The sequence below is a fragment of the uncultured Intestinimonas sp. genome, from assembly GCF_944387245.1.
Lineage (GTDB): Bacteria > Bacillota > Clostridia > Oscillospirales > Oscillospiraceae > Intestinimonas.
The window spans coordinates 22,182-36,800 of sequence record NZ_CALXEE010000012.1 but is presented as its reverse complement, the minus strand read 5'-3'; the positions used below and the strand labels follow the sequence as shown (position 1 = coordinate 36,800).

29 protein-coding genes are annotated in these 14,619 nt (G+C 61.8%); 1 reads left to right on the top strand and 28 read right to left on the bottom strand.

The window, feature by feature from the left end; translation table 11 throughout:
- The 28 genes from rpsM to rpsJ all read right to left on the bottom strand — a co-directional run.
- Window positions 1-356, bottom strand: a 356-nt coding sequence (rpsM, locus tag Q0K15_RS03260) for a 30S ribosomal protein S13 (RefSeq protein WP_294512072.1), incomplete at its 3' end; no start/stop codon positions are given.
- Window positions 357-374: 18 nt separating this feature from the next.
- Window positions 375-488 carry a 50S ribosomal protein L36 gene (gene rpmJ / locus Q0K15_RS03255; RefSeq protein WP_006573428.1) on the bottom strand — a complete coding sequence of 38 codons (114 nt, stop codon included), beginning with the start codon at window positions 486-488 and terminating at the stop codon, window positions 375-377.
- A 194-nt stretch (window positions 489-682) separates the two neighbouring features.
- The gene (gene infA / locus Q0K15_RS03250; protein WP_033116889.1) at window positions 683-901 is read right to left on the bottom strand and encodes a translation initiation factor IF-1; all 219 of its coding nucleotides are present in this window, start codon (window positions 899-901) and stop codon (window positions 683-685) included.
- A 2-nt stretch (window positions 902-903) separates the two neighbouring features.
- Window positions 904-1,182: a KOW domain-containing RNA-binding protein gene (locus tag Q0K15_RS03245; protein ID WP_294512067.1), complete on the bottom strand. Its 279-nt coding sequence runs from the start codon at window positions 1,180-1,182 to the stop codon at window positions 904-906.
- Window positions 1,182-1,940 (bottom strand): type I methionyl aminopeptidase, encoded by a 759-nt coding sequence (gene map / locus Q0K15_RS03240; protein ID WP_294512078.1) that lies wholly within the window; start codon window positions 1,938-1,940, stop codon window positions 1,182-1,184. Before map ends, Q0K15_RS03245 begins: the two co-directional genes overlap by 1 nt.
- A 2-nt stretch (window positions 1,941-1,942) precedes the next feature.
- On the bottom strand, window positions 1,943-2,584 hold the full coding sequence (locus tag Q0K15_RS03235) for an adenylate kinase (protein WP_294512065.1): 642 nt from the start codon (window positions 2,582-2,584) through the stop codon (window positions 1,943-1,945).
- Window positions 2,585-2,598: 14 nt separating this feature from the next.
- Window positions 2,599-3,924, bottom strand: a complete 1,326-nt coding sequence (gene secY / locus Q0K15_RS03230) for a preprotein translocase subunit SecY (RefSeq protein WP_294512062.1) — start codon at window positions 3,922-3,924, stop codon at window positions 2,599-2,601.
- Window position 3,925: 1 nt separating this feature from the next.
- Window positions 3,926-4,366 (bottom strand): 50S ribosomal protein L15, encoded by a 441-nt coding sequence (rplO, locus tag Q0K15_RS03225; protein ID WP_130848324.1) that lies wholly within the window; start codon window positions 4,364-4,366, stop codon window positions 3,926-3,928.
- A gap of 13 nt (window positions 4,367-4,379) precedes the next feature.
- A complete protein-coding gene (gene rpmD / locus Q0K15_RS03220; RefSeq protein WP_033116895.1) occupies window positions 4,380-4,562 on the bottom strand; it encodes a 50S ribosomal protein L30 in 183 nt (60 codons plus the stop codon).
- 12 nt (window positions 4,563-4,574) lie between these two features.
- The gene (rpsE, locus tag Q0K15_RS03215) at window positions 4,575-5,075 is read right to left on the bottom strand and encodes a 30S ribosomal protein S5 (RefSeq protein ID WP_130848325.1); all 501 of its coding nucleotides are present in this window, start codon (window positions 5,073-5,075) and stop codon (window positions 4,575-4,577) included.
- A gap of 18 nt (window positions 5,076-5,093) precedes the next feature.
- Window positions 5,094-5,453: a 50S ribosomal protein L18 gene (gene rplR, locus Q0K15_RS03210; protein WP_294512057.1), complete on the bottom strand. Its 360-nt coding sequence runs from the start codon at window positions 5,451-5,453 to the stop codon at window positions 5,094-5,096.
- Window positions 5,454-5,467: 14 nt separating this feature from the next.
- The gene (gene rplF, locus Q0K15_RS03205) at window positions 5,468-6,016 is read right to left on the bottom strand and encodes a 50S ribosomal protein L6 (protein ID WP_294512055.1); all 549 of its coding nucleotides are present in this window, start codon (window positions 6,014-6,016) and stop codon (window positions 5,468-5,470) included.
- Between the two features lie 16 nt (window positions 6,017-6,032).
- A complete protein-coding gene (gene rpsH / locus Q0K15_RS03200; protein ID WP_130848328.1) occupies window positions 6,033-6,431 on the bottom strand; it encodes a 30S ribosomal protein S8 in 399 nt (132 codons plus the stop codon).
- Window positions 6,432-6,704: 273 nt separating this feature from the next.
- Window positions 6,705-6,890 (bottom strand): type Z 30S ribosomal protein S14, encoded by a 186-nt coding sequence (locus Q0K15_RS03195; protein ID WP_033116900.1) that lies wholly within the window; start codon window positions 6,888-6,890, stop codon window positions 6,705-6,707.
- 15 nt (window positions 6,891-6,905) lie between these two features.
- Window positions 6,906-7,463, bottom strand: a complete 558-nt coding sequence (rplE, locus tag Q0K15_RS03190) for a 50S ribosomal protein L5 (RefSeq protein ID WP_294512049.1) — start codon at window positions 7,461-7,463, stop codon at window positions 6,906-6,908.
- Window positions 7,464-7,482: 19 nt separating this feature from the next.
- Window positions 7,483-7,797 carry a 50S ribosomal protein L24 gene (gene rplX, locus Q0K15_RS03185; protein WP_294512046.1) on the bottom strand — a complete coding sequence of 105 codons (315 nt, stop codon included), beginning with the start codon at window positions 7,795-7,797 and terminating at the stop codon, window positions 7,483-7,485.
- Window positions 7,798-7,813: 16 nt separating this feature from the next.
- Window positions 7,814-8,182 carry a 50S ribosomal protein L14 gene (gene rplN / locus Q0K15_RS03180; protein WP_130848331.1) on the bottom strand — a complete coding sequence of 123 codons (369 nt, stop codon included), beginning with the start codon at window positions 8,180-8,182 and terminating at the stop codon, window positions 7,814-7,816.
- Between the two features lie 12 nt (window positions 8,183-8,194).
- Window positions 8,195-8,455: a 30S ribosomal protein S17 gene (gene rpsQ, locus Q0K15_RS03175; protein WP_130848332.1), complete on the bottom strand. Its 261-nt coding sequence runs from the start codon at window positions 8,453-8,455 to the stop codon at window positions 8,195-8,197.
- A gap of 17 nt (window positions 8,456-8,472) precedes the next feature.
- A complete protein-coding gene (gene rpmC / locus Q0K15_RS03170) occupies window positions 8,473-8,670 on the bottom strand; it encodes a 50S ribosomal protein L29 (protein WP_294512041.1) in 198 nt (65 codons plus the stop codon).
- A gap of 2 nt (window positions 8,671-8,672) precedes the next feature.
- The gene (rplP, locus tag Q0K15_RS03165; RefSeq protein WP_294512038.1) at window positions 8,673-9,107 is read right to left on the bottom strand and encodes a 50S ribosomal protein L16; all 435 of its coding nucleotides are present in this window, start codon (window positions 9,105-9,107) and stop codon (window positions 8,673-8,675) included.
- Window positions 9,107-9,976 (bottom strand): 30S ribosomal protein S3, encoded by an 870-nt coding sequence (gene rpsC, locus Q0K15_RS03160; protein WP_294512036.1) that lies wholly within the window; start codon window positions 9,974-9,976, stop codon window positions 9,107-9,109. Before rpsC ends, rplP begins: the two co-directional genes overlap by 1 nt.
- 18 nt (window positions 9,977-9,994) lie before the next feature.
- Window positions 9,995-10,327 (bottom strand): 50S ribosomal protein L22, encoded by a 333-nt coding sequence (rplV, locus tag Q0K15_RS03155; RefSeq protein ID WP_130848335.1) that lies wholly within the window; start codon window positions 10,325-10,327, stop codon window positions 9,995-9,997.
- A gap of 16 nt (window positions 10,328-10,343) precedes the next feature.
- A complete protein-coding gene (gene rpsS / locus Q0K15_RS03150; RefSeq protein WP_130848336.1) occupies window positions 10,344-10,616 on the bottom strand; it encodes a 30S ribosomal protein S19 in 273 nt (90 codons plus the stop codon).
- Between the two features lie 14 nt (window positions 10,617-10,630).
- On the bottom strand, window positions 10,631-11,467 hold the full coding sequence (gene rplB, locus Q0K15_RS03145; RefSeq protein ID WP_294512029.1) for a 50S ribosomal protein L2: 837 nt from the start codon (window positions 11,465-11,467) through the stop codon (window positions 10,631-10,633).
- A 14-nt stretch (window positions 11,468-11,481) separates the two neighbouring features.
- Window positions 11,482-11,772 carry a 50S ribosomal protein L23 gene (gene rplW, locus Q0K15_RS03140; protein WP_204739344.1) on the bottom strand — a complete coding sequence of 97 codons (291 nt, stop codon included), beginning with the start codon at window positions 11,770-11,772 and terminating at the stop codon, window positions 11,482-11,484.
- The gene (gene rplD / locus Q0K15_RS03135) at window positions 11,772-12,392 is read right to left on the bottom strand and encodes a 50S ribosomal protein L4 (protein WP_130848339.1); all 621 of its coding nucleotides are present in this window, start codon (window positions 12,390-12,392) and stop codon (window positions 11,772-11,774) included. The genes rplW and rplD overlap by 1 nt, the downstream gene beginning before the upstream one ends.
- Before the next feature lie 17 nt (window positions 12,393-12,409).
- Window positions 12,410-13,135: a 50S ribosomal protein L3 gene (rplC, locus tag Q0K15_RS03130; protein WP_294512026.1), complete on the bottom strand. Its 726-nt coding sequence runs from the start codon at window positions 13,133-13,135 to the stop codon at window positions 12,410-12,412.
- A 137-nt stretch (window positions 13,136-13,272) separates the two neighbouring features.
- The gene (gene rpsJ, locus Q0K15_RS03125; RefSeq protein ID WP_033116914.1) at window positions 13,273-13,587 is read right to left on the bottom strand and encodes a 30S ribosomal protein S10; all 315 of its coding nucleotides are present in this window, start codon (window positions 13,585-13,587) and stop codon (window positions 13,273-13,275) included.
- A 566-nt stretch (window positions 13,588-14,153) separates the two neighbouring features.
- Here rpsJ and Q0K15_RS03120 point away from each other — a divergent pair.
- Complete coding sequence (locus Q0K15_RS03120; RefSeq protein WP_294512021.1) at window positions 14,154-14,618, top strand: MarR family transcriptional regulator; 465 nt, start codon at window positions 14,154-14,156, stop codon at window positions 14,616-14,618.
- The last annotated feature ends 1 nt before the right edge of the window (window position 14,619 follow it).

Here is a 14,619-nt window from a genome sequence, read left to right as displayed (position 1 = left end):
TTGGCGACGGTACGCTTGGGACCCTTGCGGGTACGGGCGTTGGTCTTGCTGCGCTGGCCGCGGACGGGCAGGCCCTTACGGTGCCGCATGCCGCGGTAGCAGCCGATCTCGGTCAGGCGCTTGATGTCCATGGCGACATCGCGGCGGAGGTCGCCCTCCACGGTGTAGCCGTTGGCGATCACTTCACGCAGCTTGGCCTCGTCGTCCTCGGTGAGATCCTTCACGCGGGTGTCGGGGTTGATCCCGGCCTCCTTCAGGATCTTGTTGGCGCTGGTGCGCCCAATGCCGAAGATGTAAGTGAGGCCGATCTCCACTCGCTTATCCTTCGGCAGGTCAATGCCGGCAATACGTGCCATATTTCTTCAGCGCCTCCTTTAACCTTGTCTCTGCTTGTGCTTGGGGTTTTCGCAAATAACCATGACTTTGCCCTTGCGCTTAATGATCTTGCACTTCTCGCACATGGGCTTCACGGACGGTCTGACTTTCATTGTTGAAACCTCCTATGAATGCCTGATGGCCCCGGCGGGGGCGGGGGCAAGGCCCCTCGGCCGCCGGTCGTTTACGTCGTGGCAGGGCGGAGCCGCCTGAGGCGGGCCCACCCGTCCTGCTCCTCCGGTCTGGGAAGCGTGCGCTTCCGGGGGCGGAGGCCACCCATTCAGCCGCGGCACAGGCCGCGGACGGATTACTTGCTTCTCCAGGTGATCCGGCCCCGGGTCAGGTCGTACGGAGACATCTGCACCGTGACCTTGTCGCCGGGAAGGATCCGGATGAAGTTCATGCGGAGCTTTCCGGAAATATGGGCCAGGATGATGTGCCCATTTCCGATGTCCACATGGAAGGTCGTGTTGGGCAGGGATTCGGTGACGATCCCCTCCAGCTCGATCATATCGCTTTTTGCCAAGCTTAGTTCCCTCCTTGGTGGCGGAAGGCCCCAAGGGCCCTCCTGAGCTCACTGTCGGACACCGTGAGTCCGTCCTCCAGCTTCCGGATGGCCGGATGCCGGAACGTACCCCGGCACACCATGTCCACATGTCCTGTCTTCTTCCGCTTGGGAGAGGACACCTTCCGGCGTTTCCCGTCGGCCAGGAGGAAGTAGTCCCCCTCCTGTCCCAGGACGCACAGCAGTGTATCCTTATCCCGGCCCGCTGCGGAGCGGACGATCCAGCCTCTGCATGCCTGCATCAGAGATCTCCGCCCAAGGGGGTCAGGAGCTCGGGCTCCCCCTCGGTGATGAGGATGGTGTTTTCATAGTGGGCGGCCAGAGAGCCATCCACCGTGACGGTGGTCCAGCCGTCCTTCAGGACCCGGACCTCCCAGCTTCCGGCGTTGACCATGGGCTCCACGGCCAGCACCATGCCCGGCAGCAGCCGGGCACCGTGTCCGGCGGGGCCGAAGTTGGGCACCTCCGGAGGCTCGTGGAGCTTGGCGCCCACGCCGTGGCCCACAAAGCTGCGGACCACAGAGTAACCGTTTTTCTCCACATACTGCTGTACCGCGTGGGAGATGTCACTCACCCGGTGGCCCGGGGTGGCCATCTTGATGCCCTCGAAGAAGCTCTGGCGGGTCACATCGATGAGCCGCCGGGCCTCCGGGGAGATCTTGCCGCAGGCAAACGTGCCGCAGCAGTCCCCGTGGAAGCCGTCCAGATAGGCACCCACATCCACACTGACGATATCGCCCTCCACCAGCTTCCGGTGATCCGGAATGCCGTGGATGACCACTTCGTTGATGGAGATACAGGCGGAGCCGGGGTAGCCGCTGTAATTGAGGAAGGAGGGCTCAGCGCCATGGGAGCGGATGAAGTCGCGCACCGCATGGTCGATCTCCAGTGTGGAGACCCCCGGCTTGACCATGGAACCGGCCAGCGCACGGGCCTGGGACGTCAGGGCCCCAGCCCGGCGCATGAGCTCGATCTCACGGTCGGATTTAATGGAGATCATGTTCAATGGGATGCCTCCAGGACCTGCTTGATGGCCCGGGTGGTATCCTCGATGGTGCCCAGGTCGCCGGGCACCACATTGAGCTTGCCGCGCTCCTGATAGAAGTGCTTCAGGGGCTCGGTCTCGTCGTGGTAGACCACCAGGCGGGCCCGGACGGTCTCGGGCTTGTCGTCGTCCCGCTCCACCAGCTCGCCGCCGCACAGGTCACAGACGCCGGCAGTCTTGGGGGGCTTGGACTCCACATGGAAGGGGGTGCCGCACTTGGCGCAGACACGACGGCCGTCCATGCGCTTGACAATGGCCTCATCGGAGATCTCCAGGGAAATGACGTGGTCAAACTGGATGCCGTGGGCTTCCAGGGCCTCAGCCTGGGCGATGGTGCGGGGCACACCGTCCAGAATGAAACCATTGGCGCAGTCGGCTTCAGTCAGGCGCTCCTGGATGATGCCGATGATGACCTCGTCGGGTACCAGCTTGCCGGCATCCATATAGCTCTTGGCCTTCAGGCCGATGGGGGTGCCGGCCTTGACGGCGGCACGGAGGATGTTGCCTGTAGAGATGGTGGGGATGTTCAGGTCGCGGGAAAGGATCTCGGCCTGGGTGCCCTTACCGGCACCCGGAGGCCCTAACAGGATCAGCTTCATACCCACTTACCTCCTTACTCCAGGAAGCCCTTATAGTGACGCATGAGCATCTGGGCCTCCAGAGACTTCACGGTCTCCAGCGCCACGCTGACCACGATGATGATAGAGGTACCGCCGATGGCCAGGTTCCGCACACCAATCAGGTTCTGGGTCACGATGGGGGCGATGGCGATGATGGACAGGTAGATGGCGCCGAACAGGGTGATCTTGTTGAGGACCTTGCTGATGAAGTCGGCGGTGGGCTTGCCGGGACGGAAGCCGGGGATGAAGCCGCCGTTCTTCTTCAGGTTGTTGGCCACCTCAATGGGGTTGAACTGCATGGTGGAGTAGAAATAGCTGAAGCCCAGGATCAGCAGGAAGTAGATGACGGAGTAGAGGACACCGGTGGTGTCGAAGACCCGCATCAGACCGCCGCCGAAGCCTTCGCTCTCGGTGGTCCAGCCGGCGAACATGCCGATGGTGGCAGGCAGGGAGGCGATGGACTGAGCGAAGATGATGGGCATGACGCCGGACATGTTCACCTTCATGGGGATGTGGCTGGACTGGCCGCCATACATCTTCCGGCCCACCATCCGCTTGGCGTACTGCACGGGCAGACGGCGCTCGGCGTTGGAGATAAAGACGATGAGGACCACGATGGCCAGCATACCGATGAGGATGAGGATGGCGCCCCACCAGGGGAGCACAAAGGTGCCCTCGGCGGGAGACTCGGCAAAGGAGGCCTGGACTCCGACCCACATGGTCATGACCATGGTGGGCACGCGGGAGACGATGCCGGCAAAGAGGATGATGGAGATGCCGTTGCCGATGCCGAACTCGGTGATCTGCTCACCCAGCCACATGACAAAGGCGGAACCGGCGGTGAAGCTGAGGACGATCACGATGCCGGCCCAGATGCCGTTCATGCCGCCCAGATCCAGCAGGTTGTTGGTGCGGATGAGGGTGTAGTAGCCAAAGCCCTGCAGCAGGGCGATGCCCACGGTGGTGTAGCGGGTGATGGCCGCAATCTTCTTCCGGCCCTCCTCGCCGCCCTCCTTCTGGAGACGCTCCAGAGCGGGGATGGCGACGGTGAGCAGCTGGATGATGATCGAACTGTTGATATAGGGCTGCACGCCTAGGGCAAACACCGTGGCGGTGGCGAAGGCACCGCCGCTCATGGCGTTGATCATGCCGAAGATGGTGCCGCTCATGCTGTTGAGATAGTTGCCCAGCAGTTCCTTATTCACAAAGGGAACAGGGACCGCAGTGCCCAGCCGGAAGATGAGCAGGGCGAAGATGGTGAACATGATCTTCTTCCGCAGCTCAGGAATCTTCCAGGCATTACGGATGGTCTGGATCACTTCAGACCACCTCGTACTTTCCACCTGCCGCCACGATCTTCTCCTTGGCGGAGGCGGAGAAAGCGTTGGCCCGGACGGTCAGCTTCTTCTCGAGGCTGCCGTTGCCCAGGATCTTCACGCCGTACTCACACTTGGAGAGGATACCCATCTCCAGAAGATCGCAGACGTTGACGGTGGCCCCATCTTCAAATTTATTCAGGCTGGAGACGTTGACGATCTCCAGGGGCTTGGCGAAGATGTTGTTGAAGCCCCGCTTGGGGATGCGGCGGACCAGAGGCATCTGGCCGCCCTCAAAGCCGGCGCGGACACCGCCGCCGGAACGGGCCCACTGGCCCTTGTGGCCGCGGCCGGCGGTCTTGCCGTTGCCGGAGCCATGACCGCGGCCCTTACGGAAGGCGCTCTTGACAGAGCCGGGCGCGGGGGAGAGTTCATGCAGATTCATTTCGCGCACCTCCTCACTGTTCCTCGGTGACCTGGAGCAGGTAACCGATATGGGCGATCTTGCCGCGGGTAGCCTCGTTGTCGGGCTGCACGGTGGTGTCGCCGATCTTGCGCAGGCCCAGAGCCTCGGCAGTCGCCTTGTGCTTGGCAATGCGGCCGTTCAGGCTCTTGACCAGCTTGATGTTCAGCTTAGCCATTTCTAGCCCTCCTTAACCTACGATCTCGTCCACGCTCTTGCCGCGGACACGGGCGACCTCCTCGGGACCACGGAGAGCCTTCAGGCCCTCGAAGGTGGCGGAGACCACGTTCTGCTGATTGTTGGAGCGCAGGCACTTGGCACGGATGTCCTTGATGCCGGCGGCTTCCATGACGGCACGGACAGGGCCGCCGGCGATGATGCCGGTACCGGGGCCGGCGGGCTTCAGCAGCACGCGGCCGGCGCCGAACTCACCAATGACCTCGTGGGGAATGGTGGTGCCGGACAGGCTCACATTGATCATGTTCTTCTTGGCGTCCTCGATGCCCTTGCGGATGGCCTCGGGCACCTCAGCGGCCTTGCCCAGGCCGAAGCCCACGCGGCCCTTCTCGTCGCCCACGACCATGAGAGCGGCGAACTTGAAGATACGGCCGCCCTTAACGGTCTTGCTGACGCGGTTCAGAGAAACGAGCTTCTCGGTGAACTCGCTGGGTTCTCTTTCAAATCTAGCCATGTTCGTTCTCTCCTCCCCTTAAAATTCCAGGCCGCCCTCACGGGCGCCCTCGGCCAGGGCCTGGACCCGGCCGTGGTAGACGTAACCGCCACGGTCGAAGACCACGGTGGTGATACCGGCGGCCTTGGCGCGCTCGGCCACCAGCTGACCCACCATCTTGGCGGCGTCGGTCTTGGTGCCGTCGCAGTGGAAGCTCTTCTCCAGGGAGGAAGCGGAGACCAGGGTCTTACCGGCCACATCGTCGATGATCTGGGCGTAGATGTTGGTCTCGCTGCGGAACACGTTCAGACGGGGTCTCTCGGGCGTGCCGGAGATTTTTCCGCGCACTCTCTTGTGGCGCTTAAGCCGCTGAGCGTTGGTATTGGGTCTGTTGATCATTTAGGCACACCTCCTTATTTCTTCTTGACGCCGGTCTTGCCTTCCTTGCGGCGGATGACCTCGTCAGTGTATTTGATACCCTTGCCCTTGTAAGGCTCGGGGGGTCTTTTCTCTCTGACCTCGGCAGCAAACTGGCCCACCTTCTGCTTGTCGGCACCAGAGATGACGATCTTGTTGGGGTTGGGCACGTCGATGGAGATGCCCTCGGGCTCCTCCATGGTGACCTGATGGGAGAAGCCCAGGTTCATGACCAGCTTCTTCCCCTCCTTGGCCACACGGTAGCCGACGCCGTTGACGTCCAGCTCCTTCTTGAAGCCGTCGGTGACGCCCACCACCATGTTGTGGAGCAGGCTGCGGGTCAGGCCGTGCAGGGCACGGTTCTCCTTGGCGTCGTTGGGACGCTTCACGAGGAGCTCACTGCCCTCCTGGCTGATGGTCATGGCGGGGCTGAGCTGCTGGGTGAGGGAGCCCTTGGGGCCCTTCACAGTGACCAGATTGTCGCTGCCGATGGTGATTTCCACGCCGGCGGGAACAGAGATAGGCGCTCTTCCGATTCTAGACATTTCTCTCTCTCCCTCCTTACCACACGAAGGCCAGGACTTCACCGCCGACATGCTGCGCACGGGCAGCCTTGTCGGTCATGACGCCCTTGGACGTGGACACGATGGCGATACCCAGTCCGCGGAGGACACGGGGGAGCTCGTCGGCTCCGGCGTACACCCGCAGGCCGGGCTTGGAAACACGGCGAAGGCCGGTGATGACCTTTTCCTTGTTGGCGTTGTACTTCAGGGTGATGCGGATCACGCCCTGAGTGCCGTCGTCGATCAGCTGGAAGTTCTTGATATAGCCTTCATCCAGCAGGATCTGGGCGATGGACTTCTTCATGTTGGACGCGGGCACGTCCACGGTGTCATGCTTGGCGTTGTTCGCGTTGCGGATGCGGGTGAGCATATCCGCAATGGGGTCCGTGATATGCATGAGACTTTACCTCCTTATAGAGTTACAGGCCGCAGCCTGTTTCGGCGGAAGGTATCGGAGCTAGGTGGGCTCCGACCTGTTGACCACCGGCTGGGGATTTATTCAAAAGCCGTGGTGGGGGCGGCACGAGGCCGCCCCTCTGACAGCTTTTGGGCCTTTGGAACGCTCCCTTGGGAGCGGCTTGGTGAAGATCTTTTCGTCAGGCAAGGCGTGGCGGCGAAGGCGTACTTTGTGTACGTCGAGCCGCCGCAACGCAGCATGGCGGAACGAGATTTACCAAGAGGCTTTCTTCACGCCGGGGATCTGGCCCTTATAAGCCAGCTCGCGGAAGCAGATACGGCAGATGCCGTAGTCACGCAGGTAAGCGTGGGGACGGCCGCAGATCTTGCACCGGTTGTAGCGCCGGGTGGAGAACTTGGGCTCACGCTGCTGCTTGAGGATCATAGATTTCTTAGCCATTTGTCATTCTCCTCCTTACGCCTGGGCGAAGGGAGCGCCGATCTGGGTCAGCAGCTCCTTGGCCTCTTCGTCGGTCTGAGCGGTGGTGCAGAACACGATGTCCAGGCCGCGGATCTTGTCGATCTTGTCATACTCGATCTCGGGGAAAATGAGCTGCTCCTTCAGGCCCAGGGCATAGTTGCCGCGGCCGTCGAAGGCGTTGGGGTTGATGCCCCGGAAGTCACGCACACGGGGCAGAGCCACGTTGAAGAGACGATCCAGGAACTCCCACATACGGTCGCCGCGGAGGGTGACCTTGGCGCCGATGGGCATGCCCTCACGGAGCTTGAAGTTGGCCACGGACTTCTTGGCCTTGGTGATGATGGCCTTCTGGCCGGTGATCTTGGTCAGGTCGCCCACGACAGCCTCCAGGACCTTGGAGTTGTCCCGGGCCTCGCCGCAGCCGCAGTTGACCACGATCTTGTCCAGCTTGGGGATCTGCATGGTGCTCTTATAGCCGAACTTCTGCATGAGAGCAGGAGCGACCTCGGCCAGGTACTTCGCCTTCAGGTTAGGCACTTTCTTATCAGCCATTGTCTATTCTCCTCCTCTCTCAGATCTCGGCGCCGCACTTCTTGCAGATGCGGACCTTCTTGTCACCCTCGACCTTGTGGCCGATGCGGGTGGGCTTGTTGCACTTGGGGCAGACCTTCTGCACCTTGCAGGCATAGATGGGGGCTTCCTTCTTCAGGATGCCGCCCTCCTCGCCCTGCTTGCGGGGCTTGGTGTGACGGGAGACCACGTTGACCTTCTCCACGATCACCTTGCTCTCCTTGGGCATGACGGCCAGGACCTTGCCCTGCTTGCCCTTATCCTTGCCGGAGAGCACGACCACCAGGTCGTCCTTCTTGATGCTCATCTTGTTCATGTTCTCTCCTACCCCCTTACAGCACTTCGGGAGCCAGGGACAGGATCTTCATGTAATCCTTGTCGCGCAGCTCGCGGGCCACGGGCCCAAAGATACGGGTACCGCGGGGATTCTTGTCGTCCTTGATGAGAACGGCGGCGTTGTCGTCGAAACGGACATAGCTGCCGTCGGCGCGGCGGACGCCCCGGGAGGAACGGACGATAACGGCCTTGACGACCTCGCCCTTCTTCACGGTGCCGCCGGGCTGAGCCTTGCGGACGGAGGCCACGATCACATCGCCGATGTTGCCGAACTTGCGCTTGGAGCCGCCCAGCACACGGATGGTCTTGATCTCCTTGGCGCCGGTATTATCGGCGACCTTCAGATAGCTTTCCTGCTGAATCATAACGGCACCTCCTTACTTCGCTTTCTCGATGATCTCGACCACGCGCCAGCGCTTGTCCTTGGACAGGGGGCGGGTCTCCATCACCTTGACGCGGTCACCCACGCCACAGGAATTCATCTCGTCATGGGCCTTGAGCTTGTAGGTCCGCTTGACGATCTTCTTATACAGAGGGTGGGCCACACGGTCGGCGATGGCCACAACCACGGTCTTATCCATCTTATCAGAGACAACCAGGCCGACTCTGGTCTTGCGGGAAGAAGTTCTGTTTTCCATCTTCTATTTCCTCCTTCTTATCGGCCTGCGAGCTGCTGCTCACGGATCACGGTCTTGATTCGGGCAATGTCTTTCTTGACCTCCGCGATGCGGATGGGGTTGTCGAGCTGATTGGTGGCGTGCTGCAGCCGGAGCTGGAACAGGTCCTTCTTCAGGTCCAGCAGCTTGGCGTCCAGCTCAGCAGCGGACATCTTGCGTACCTCAGTTGCCTTCATCATTATTCACCACCATTCTCGGTCTCGGCGGTCTGCTTCGCCACGATCTTGCACTTGACAGGCAGCTTGTGGGAGGCCAGACGCAGGGCCTCGCGGGCGACCTCCTCGGAGACGCCGGCGATCTCAAACATGACACGGCCGGGCTTGACCACGGCCACCCAGTACTCGGGGGAGCCCTTACCGGAACCCATGCGGGTCTCAGCGGGCTTCTCGGTGATGGGCTTATCGGGGAAGATCTTGATCCAGACCTTACCGCCACGCTTGGTGTAACGGGTCATGGCGATACGGGCGGCCTCGATCTGGTTGGAGGTGATCCAGGCGGGCTCGGTGGCCTGGAGGCCAAACTCACCGTAAGTGACGGTGTTGCCACGGGTGGCCTTGCCCTTCATGCGGCCGCGGTGGACGCGGCGGTATTTCACTCTCTTAGGCAGCAGCATTAGTTGGCGCCTCCTTCCTTAGGTGCAGCGGGAGCGGCGGGACGGGCGCCGCCCTGAGGACGGGCCCCACCCTGGGGACGGTTGAAGCCGCCCTGACGGGGGCCGCGGTCGCCGTTTCTCCGGTCACCGCCAAAGCCGGGCTTGCGATCGCCGAACTTGCGGTCGTCGCGGCGGCGGGGACGGTCGGGGCGCTCCTTGAAGTTCTTGGTGTCCAGGGTGCGGGGGGTGGTCCGCAGGGCCTGGGAGAGGACCTCGCCCTTGTAGATCCAGCACTTCACACCGATGCGGCCGTAAGTGGTAGCGGCCTCGGCAAAGCCGTAGTCGATGTCGGCGCGGAGGGTCTGCAGGGGGATGGTGCCGTCGTGATAGTGCTCGGTGCGGGCGATCTCGGCGCCGTTCAGACGGCCGGAGCACTGCACCTTGATGCCCAGGGCGCCCATACGCATGGCGCGGCCCATGGCGTTCTTCATGGCGCGGCGGAAGGCGATACGCTTCTCCAGCTGCTGGGCGATGTTCTCAGCCACCAGCTGGGCGTCCATATCGGGGTTCTTGACCTCAACGATGTTGAGGGCCACGCTCTTGCCGATCATCTTCTCGACCTCGAGGCGGATGCGCTCGATCTCAGTGCCGCCCTTGCCGATGACCACGCCGGGACGGGCGCAGTGCAGGTAGATGCGCACCTTGGCGTTGTCCCGCTCGATCTCGATCTTGGGGATGCCGGCGGAATACAGGGTCTTCTTCAGGTAGTTGCGGATCTTGTTGTCCTCGACCAGCAGGTCGCCCACCTTCTCATTGCGGGCATACCAGCGGGAGTCCCAATCCTTGATAACACCCACGCGCAGGCCGTGGGGATTCACTTTCTGTCCCATAGATTCTGCCTCCTCCCTTTAGCGCTCTTCCACAGCGATGGTGACGTGAGAAGTGCGCTTGTTGATCCGGTAGCCGCGGCCCTGGGCCCGGGGCATCATGCGCTTGATGATGGGGCCGGGGGTGGCGAAGGTCTCGGAGACATACAGCTTCTCGGGGTCCATCCCGTGGTTGTTCTCGGCGTTGGCCGCGGCGCTCTTGAGGAGCTTGAGCATGGGCTCAGAGGCGGCCTTGGGGGTATTCATCAGGATCGCGGTGGCCTGGGCCACGCTCTTCCCACGGATCAGGTCGCAGACGATCTGCACCTTGCGGGGAGAGATCCGGACATATCTCAGATGTGCTTTGGCTTCCATACTATCTCTCTCCTCCTTACTTGCCGGACTTGGCGCCCGCGTGACCCTTGAAGGTGCGGGTGGGGGCGAACTCGCCCAGCTTGTGGCCGACCATATCCTCGGTCACATAGACGGGCACGTGCTTGCGGCCGTCGTGGACGGCGAAAGTGTGACCGACGAAGGCGGGGAAGATGGTGGAGGCACGGCTCCAGGTCTTCAGGACCTTCTTGTCCCCGGTCTTGTTCATCTCATCGACCCGCTTGAGCAGCTCGGGGGCGCAAAACGGGCCTTTCTTAATGCTTCTGGACATGTTTCACAGCCTCCTTACTTCGCGTTGCGGTGCTTGACGATGAACTTCTCAGTACGGTTCTTCGTCTTGCGGGTCTTGTAGCCCATGGCCGGCTTGCCCCAGGGGGTAACAGGGCCGGGACGACCGACGGGGCTCTTGCCCTCGCCGCCGCCGTGGGGGTGGTCATTGGGGTTCATGACGGAGCCGCGGACGGTGGGCCGCCAGCCCATGTGGCGCTTACGGCCGGCCTTACCGATCTGGATGTTGGCGTGGTCGGTGTTGCCCACCTGACCGATGCAGGCCTTGCACTCCTCACGGATATAGCGGACCTCGCCGGAGGGGAGGCGGACCTGAGCCATGCCGTTCTCCTTGGCCATCAGCTGGGCGGCCACACCGGCGGAGCGCACCAGCTGGGCGCCCTTGCCGGGGTAGAGCTCGATGTTGTGGATGAGCTCGCCCACGGGGATGTTGGCGATGGGCAGGCAGTTGCCGGGCAGGATGTCGGCCTCGGGGCCGGACACGATCTTGTGGCCGGGCTTCAGGCCCACGGGAGCCAGGATATAGGCCTTCTCGCCGTCGGTGTACTGGATGAGGGCGATGTTGGCAGAGCGGTTGGGGTCGTACTCCAGGCGGATCACGGTGGCCTCAACGCCGTCCTTCTGGCGCTTGAAGTCGATGATGCGGTACTTGCGCTTGTTGCCGCCGCCGCGGTGGCGGACGGTGATGCGGCCGTAGCTGTTGCGGCCGGCGTTCTTCTTCAGGTTCTCAATCAGGCTGCGCTCGGGCTTGGCCTTCTTGTCGATGCCCTCGAAGGCCGACACGGTCATGTGGCGGCGGGAGGGCGTCGTGGGCTTATAAGTCTTGATTGCCATTCCTCTTCTCCTCCTTACGCCTCAAAGAACTCGATGGCCTTGGAGTCGGCGGTCAGAGTGACCATGGCCTTCTTCCAGGAGGCGCGGCGGCCAGCAGGGTAACGGCCCAGGCGCTTCTCCTTGCCATACATGTTGATGGTGTTGACCTTGGCCACCTTCACGCCGAAGATCTCCTCCACCGCCTTGGCGATCTCGATCTTGTTGGCGTCCTTGGCGACCTCAAAGGTGTAGCGCTTGTCCTCGGTCATCGACATGGACTTCTCGGTGATGATGGGGCGCTTGATGATGTCATAAGCCTTAGTCATTACGCGAACACCTCCTCGATGACGGCCAGCGCAGCCTTGTCCACGATGAGCTGCTTGGCATTCAGGATGTCATAGACGTTGATGAGCTTGGCGGTGGTGGCGGACACGCCGGGGATGTTCCGGGCGGACTTGACCACGTTCATGTCCACCTCAGGGGTGACCAGCACGGCCTTGCCGGCGTTCACGGCGTTGAGGAAGCTCTGGACGGTCTTGGTCTTGATCTCGGGGACGGTCAGGCTGTCCACCACGATCACGTTGCCCTCGGCGGCCTTGGCGGAGAGGACGCTCTTCAGAGCCAGGCGGCGCACCTTCTTGTTGAGGGTGTAGCGGTAGGACCGGGGCTTGGGGGCGAACACGATGCCGCCGTGGGTCCACTGGGGAGCCCGGGTGGAACCCTGACGGGCGCGGCCGGTGCCCTTCTGACGGTAGGGCTTGATGCCGCCGCCGGAGACCTCGGCGCGGGTGAGGGCGGACTGGGTGCCCTGGCGGCAGTTGGCCAGGTGATTCTTCACAACGGCGTGGACGACGGTCTCGTTGGGCTCGATCCCGAACACAGCTTCGGAGAGCTCCACTTCGCCGATCTGAGCGCCGGTCATGTTAACAACGATTGCCTTAGGCATTTGGTCTCTCTCCTTTCTTACTTGTTACGGGCGGAAGCCTTCTGGGGATTGACGCGGGCGGAGGCCTTCTGCGGGTTGATGCTGGCGTTGGCAGCGGCGCCCTTCTCCTTGACGTTGATCACGGAGTTGCGCACGTACACGATGCCGCCCTTGGGGCCGGGGATGGCGCCGCGGACAGCGATGATGCCCAGCTCATTGTCCACCTTGACCACGTCCAGATTCAGGACAGTGACCTGCTCGTCGCCCATGTGGCCGGCGCCGATCTTGCCCTTGAAGATCCGGGAGGGATCGGTGGCGGGGCCCATGGAACCGGCGTGACGGTGCACAGGACCGCCGCCGTGGGTGGTGGGGGTGCGGCCGGCGCCGTAGCGCTTCACAACGCCGGCGTAGCCCTTACCTTTGCTGACGCCGGTGACGTCCACGCGGTCGCCCTCAGCGAAGGTGTCCACCTTGATCTCGTCGCCCACGTTGAGGGCGGCGGTGTTGGAGAGCTTGAACTCCTTGAGGTACTTCTTCCGGGCGTCGCCAGCCTTCTTCAGGTGGCCCAGCTCGGGCTTGGTGAGCTTCTTCTCGGCAACGTCCTCGTAGCCCAGCTGCACGGCCTCGTAGCCGTCCTTCTCAGCGGTCTTCTTCTGCACCACGGTGCAGGGGCCCGCCTCGATGACGGTAACGGGGATGACGTGGCCGGCTTCATCGAAGATCTGGGTCATGCCCACTTTCTTGCCGATGATCGCCTTTTCCATAGTGTGACTTCCTCCTTGTTAAGGTTATTGGTCGGGAGAGGTGTGCATTGGACTCACATTGCTCTGCCGACTTGACCCGTCCGCCTCAAAACGCGGCGGACCGCGGTGCAAACAGTGGGATGCGCGGCGTGCGTGGATCAGAGTTTGATCTCGATCTCGACGCCGGCGGGGAGCTCCAGAGCCATCAGAGCCTCCACGGTCTTGGGGGAGGGCTTGATGACGTCGATGAGGCGCTTGTGGGTGCGCCGCTCGAACTGCTCACGGGAGTCCTTGTACTTGTGGACGGCGCGCAGGATGGTCACGACCTCCTTCTTGGTGGGAAGGGGCACGGGGCCGGACACGGTGGCGCCGGTGCGCTTGGCGGTCTCCACGATCTTCTCAGCGCTCTGGTCGATGAGCTGGTGATCGTAAGCCTTGAGGCGGATGCGGATCATTTCCTTCTGAGCTGCCATGGTTTGTTCCTCCTTGAAAAACATACGAAGTGGTTCTGCTTGCCTTGCCGCTCCGTACGGTGAGAAATCTTTTATACACTCTCTCGTGCGTATCACTCCGAGGCATAAACAAGACCGGCATGCTAAAAGCCGGCCGGTCCCATCCAAGCGCGGCGATATACGCCAAGCGCATGAGATCTCTCAGCCGCCCGATCAACGGACATACTCCGTAGAAGTTACCTCATTTCTGAGCAATCTCCTACATCATCGCAGACTGCGCCCTTAAAGGCGCTTGATTATGATATAACAGATGCCCGTCAATGTCAAGCACAAATCACACAAAAATCTCTGTGTTCCCAAGGTTTTTCTGTGCCTCTCCCCAAGGACAACCGCCGTCCGGCATCTTTCCTCCTTTTTCGCCCGTTTTGCTATTATATATTAAGGTAGGGATCTTGTTTTTTGCGGGTGAAGAAAGTATAAACATTTCGTTAACCTTTCTCTGGAAGAATTGACGCAGGCGGCGGAAAGAGATATGCTTTGATGGCGTAAGTATTGATCTGCCCCTTTGTGGAAAGGAGTATCCAGCGATGAACGGTTCCATTGATATCCTGATGACCTATCTGCGGGTGTCGCAGCACATGTCCCGGCTGTTCCGCAGTCATTTTGGCCGTCTTCAGCTGACCTTTCCCCAGGCCCTGGTTCTCAACGTGCTGGGCGAAGAAGGCCCCCTACCCATCAGCTCCCTGGCCGAGCGGACAGGGAGCGCCAACTCCACCGTCTCCGGCATCGTGGACCGGCTGGAGAAGCTGGAGCTGGCCCGGCGGGTCCGCTCCGGGGAGGACCGCCGGGTCATCTATGTGGCGGTCACCGACAAATATCAGTCCCTGCGGGAACGGGCCGAGGCCAACGTGGGCGGCTATTTTGACTCGGTGCTCTCCACCATGACAGCCGAGGATCGTGACATGGTGGCCCGTGCCCTGCTCCGGCTGGACGAGGCCCTGCTGGCAAAGGAGCGCGCCGGGGAGCAGTTTGAGGAGGAGGAAGGACTCTGAG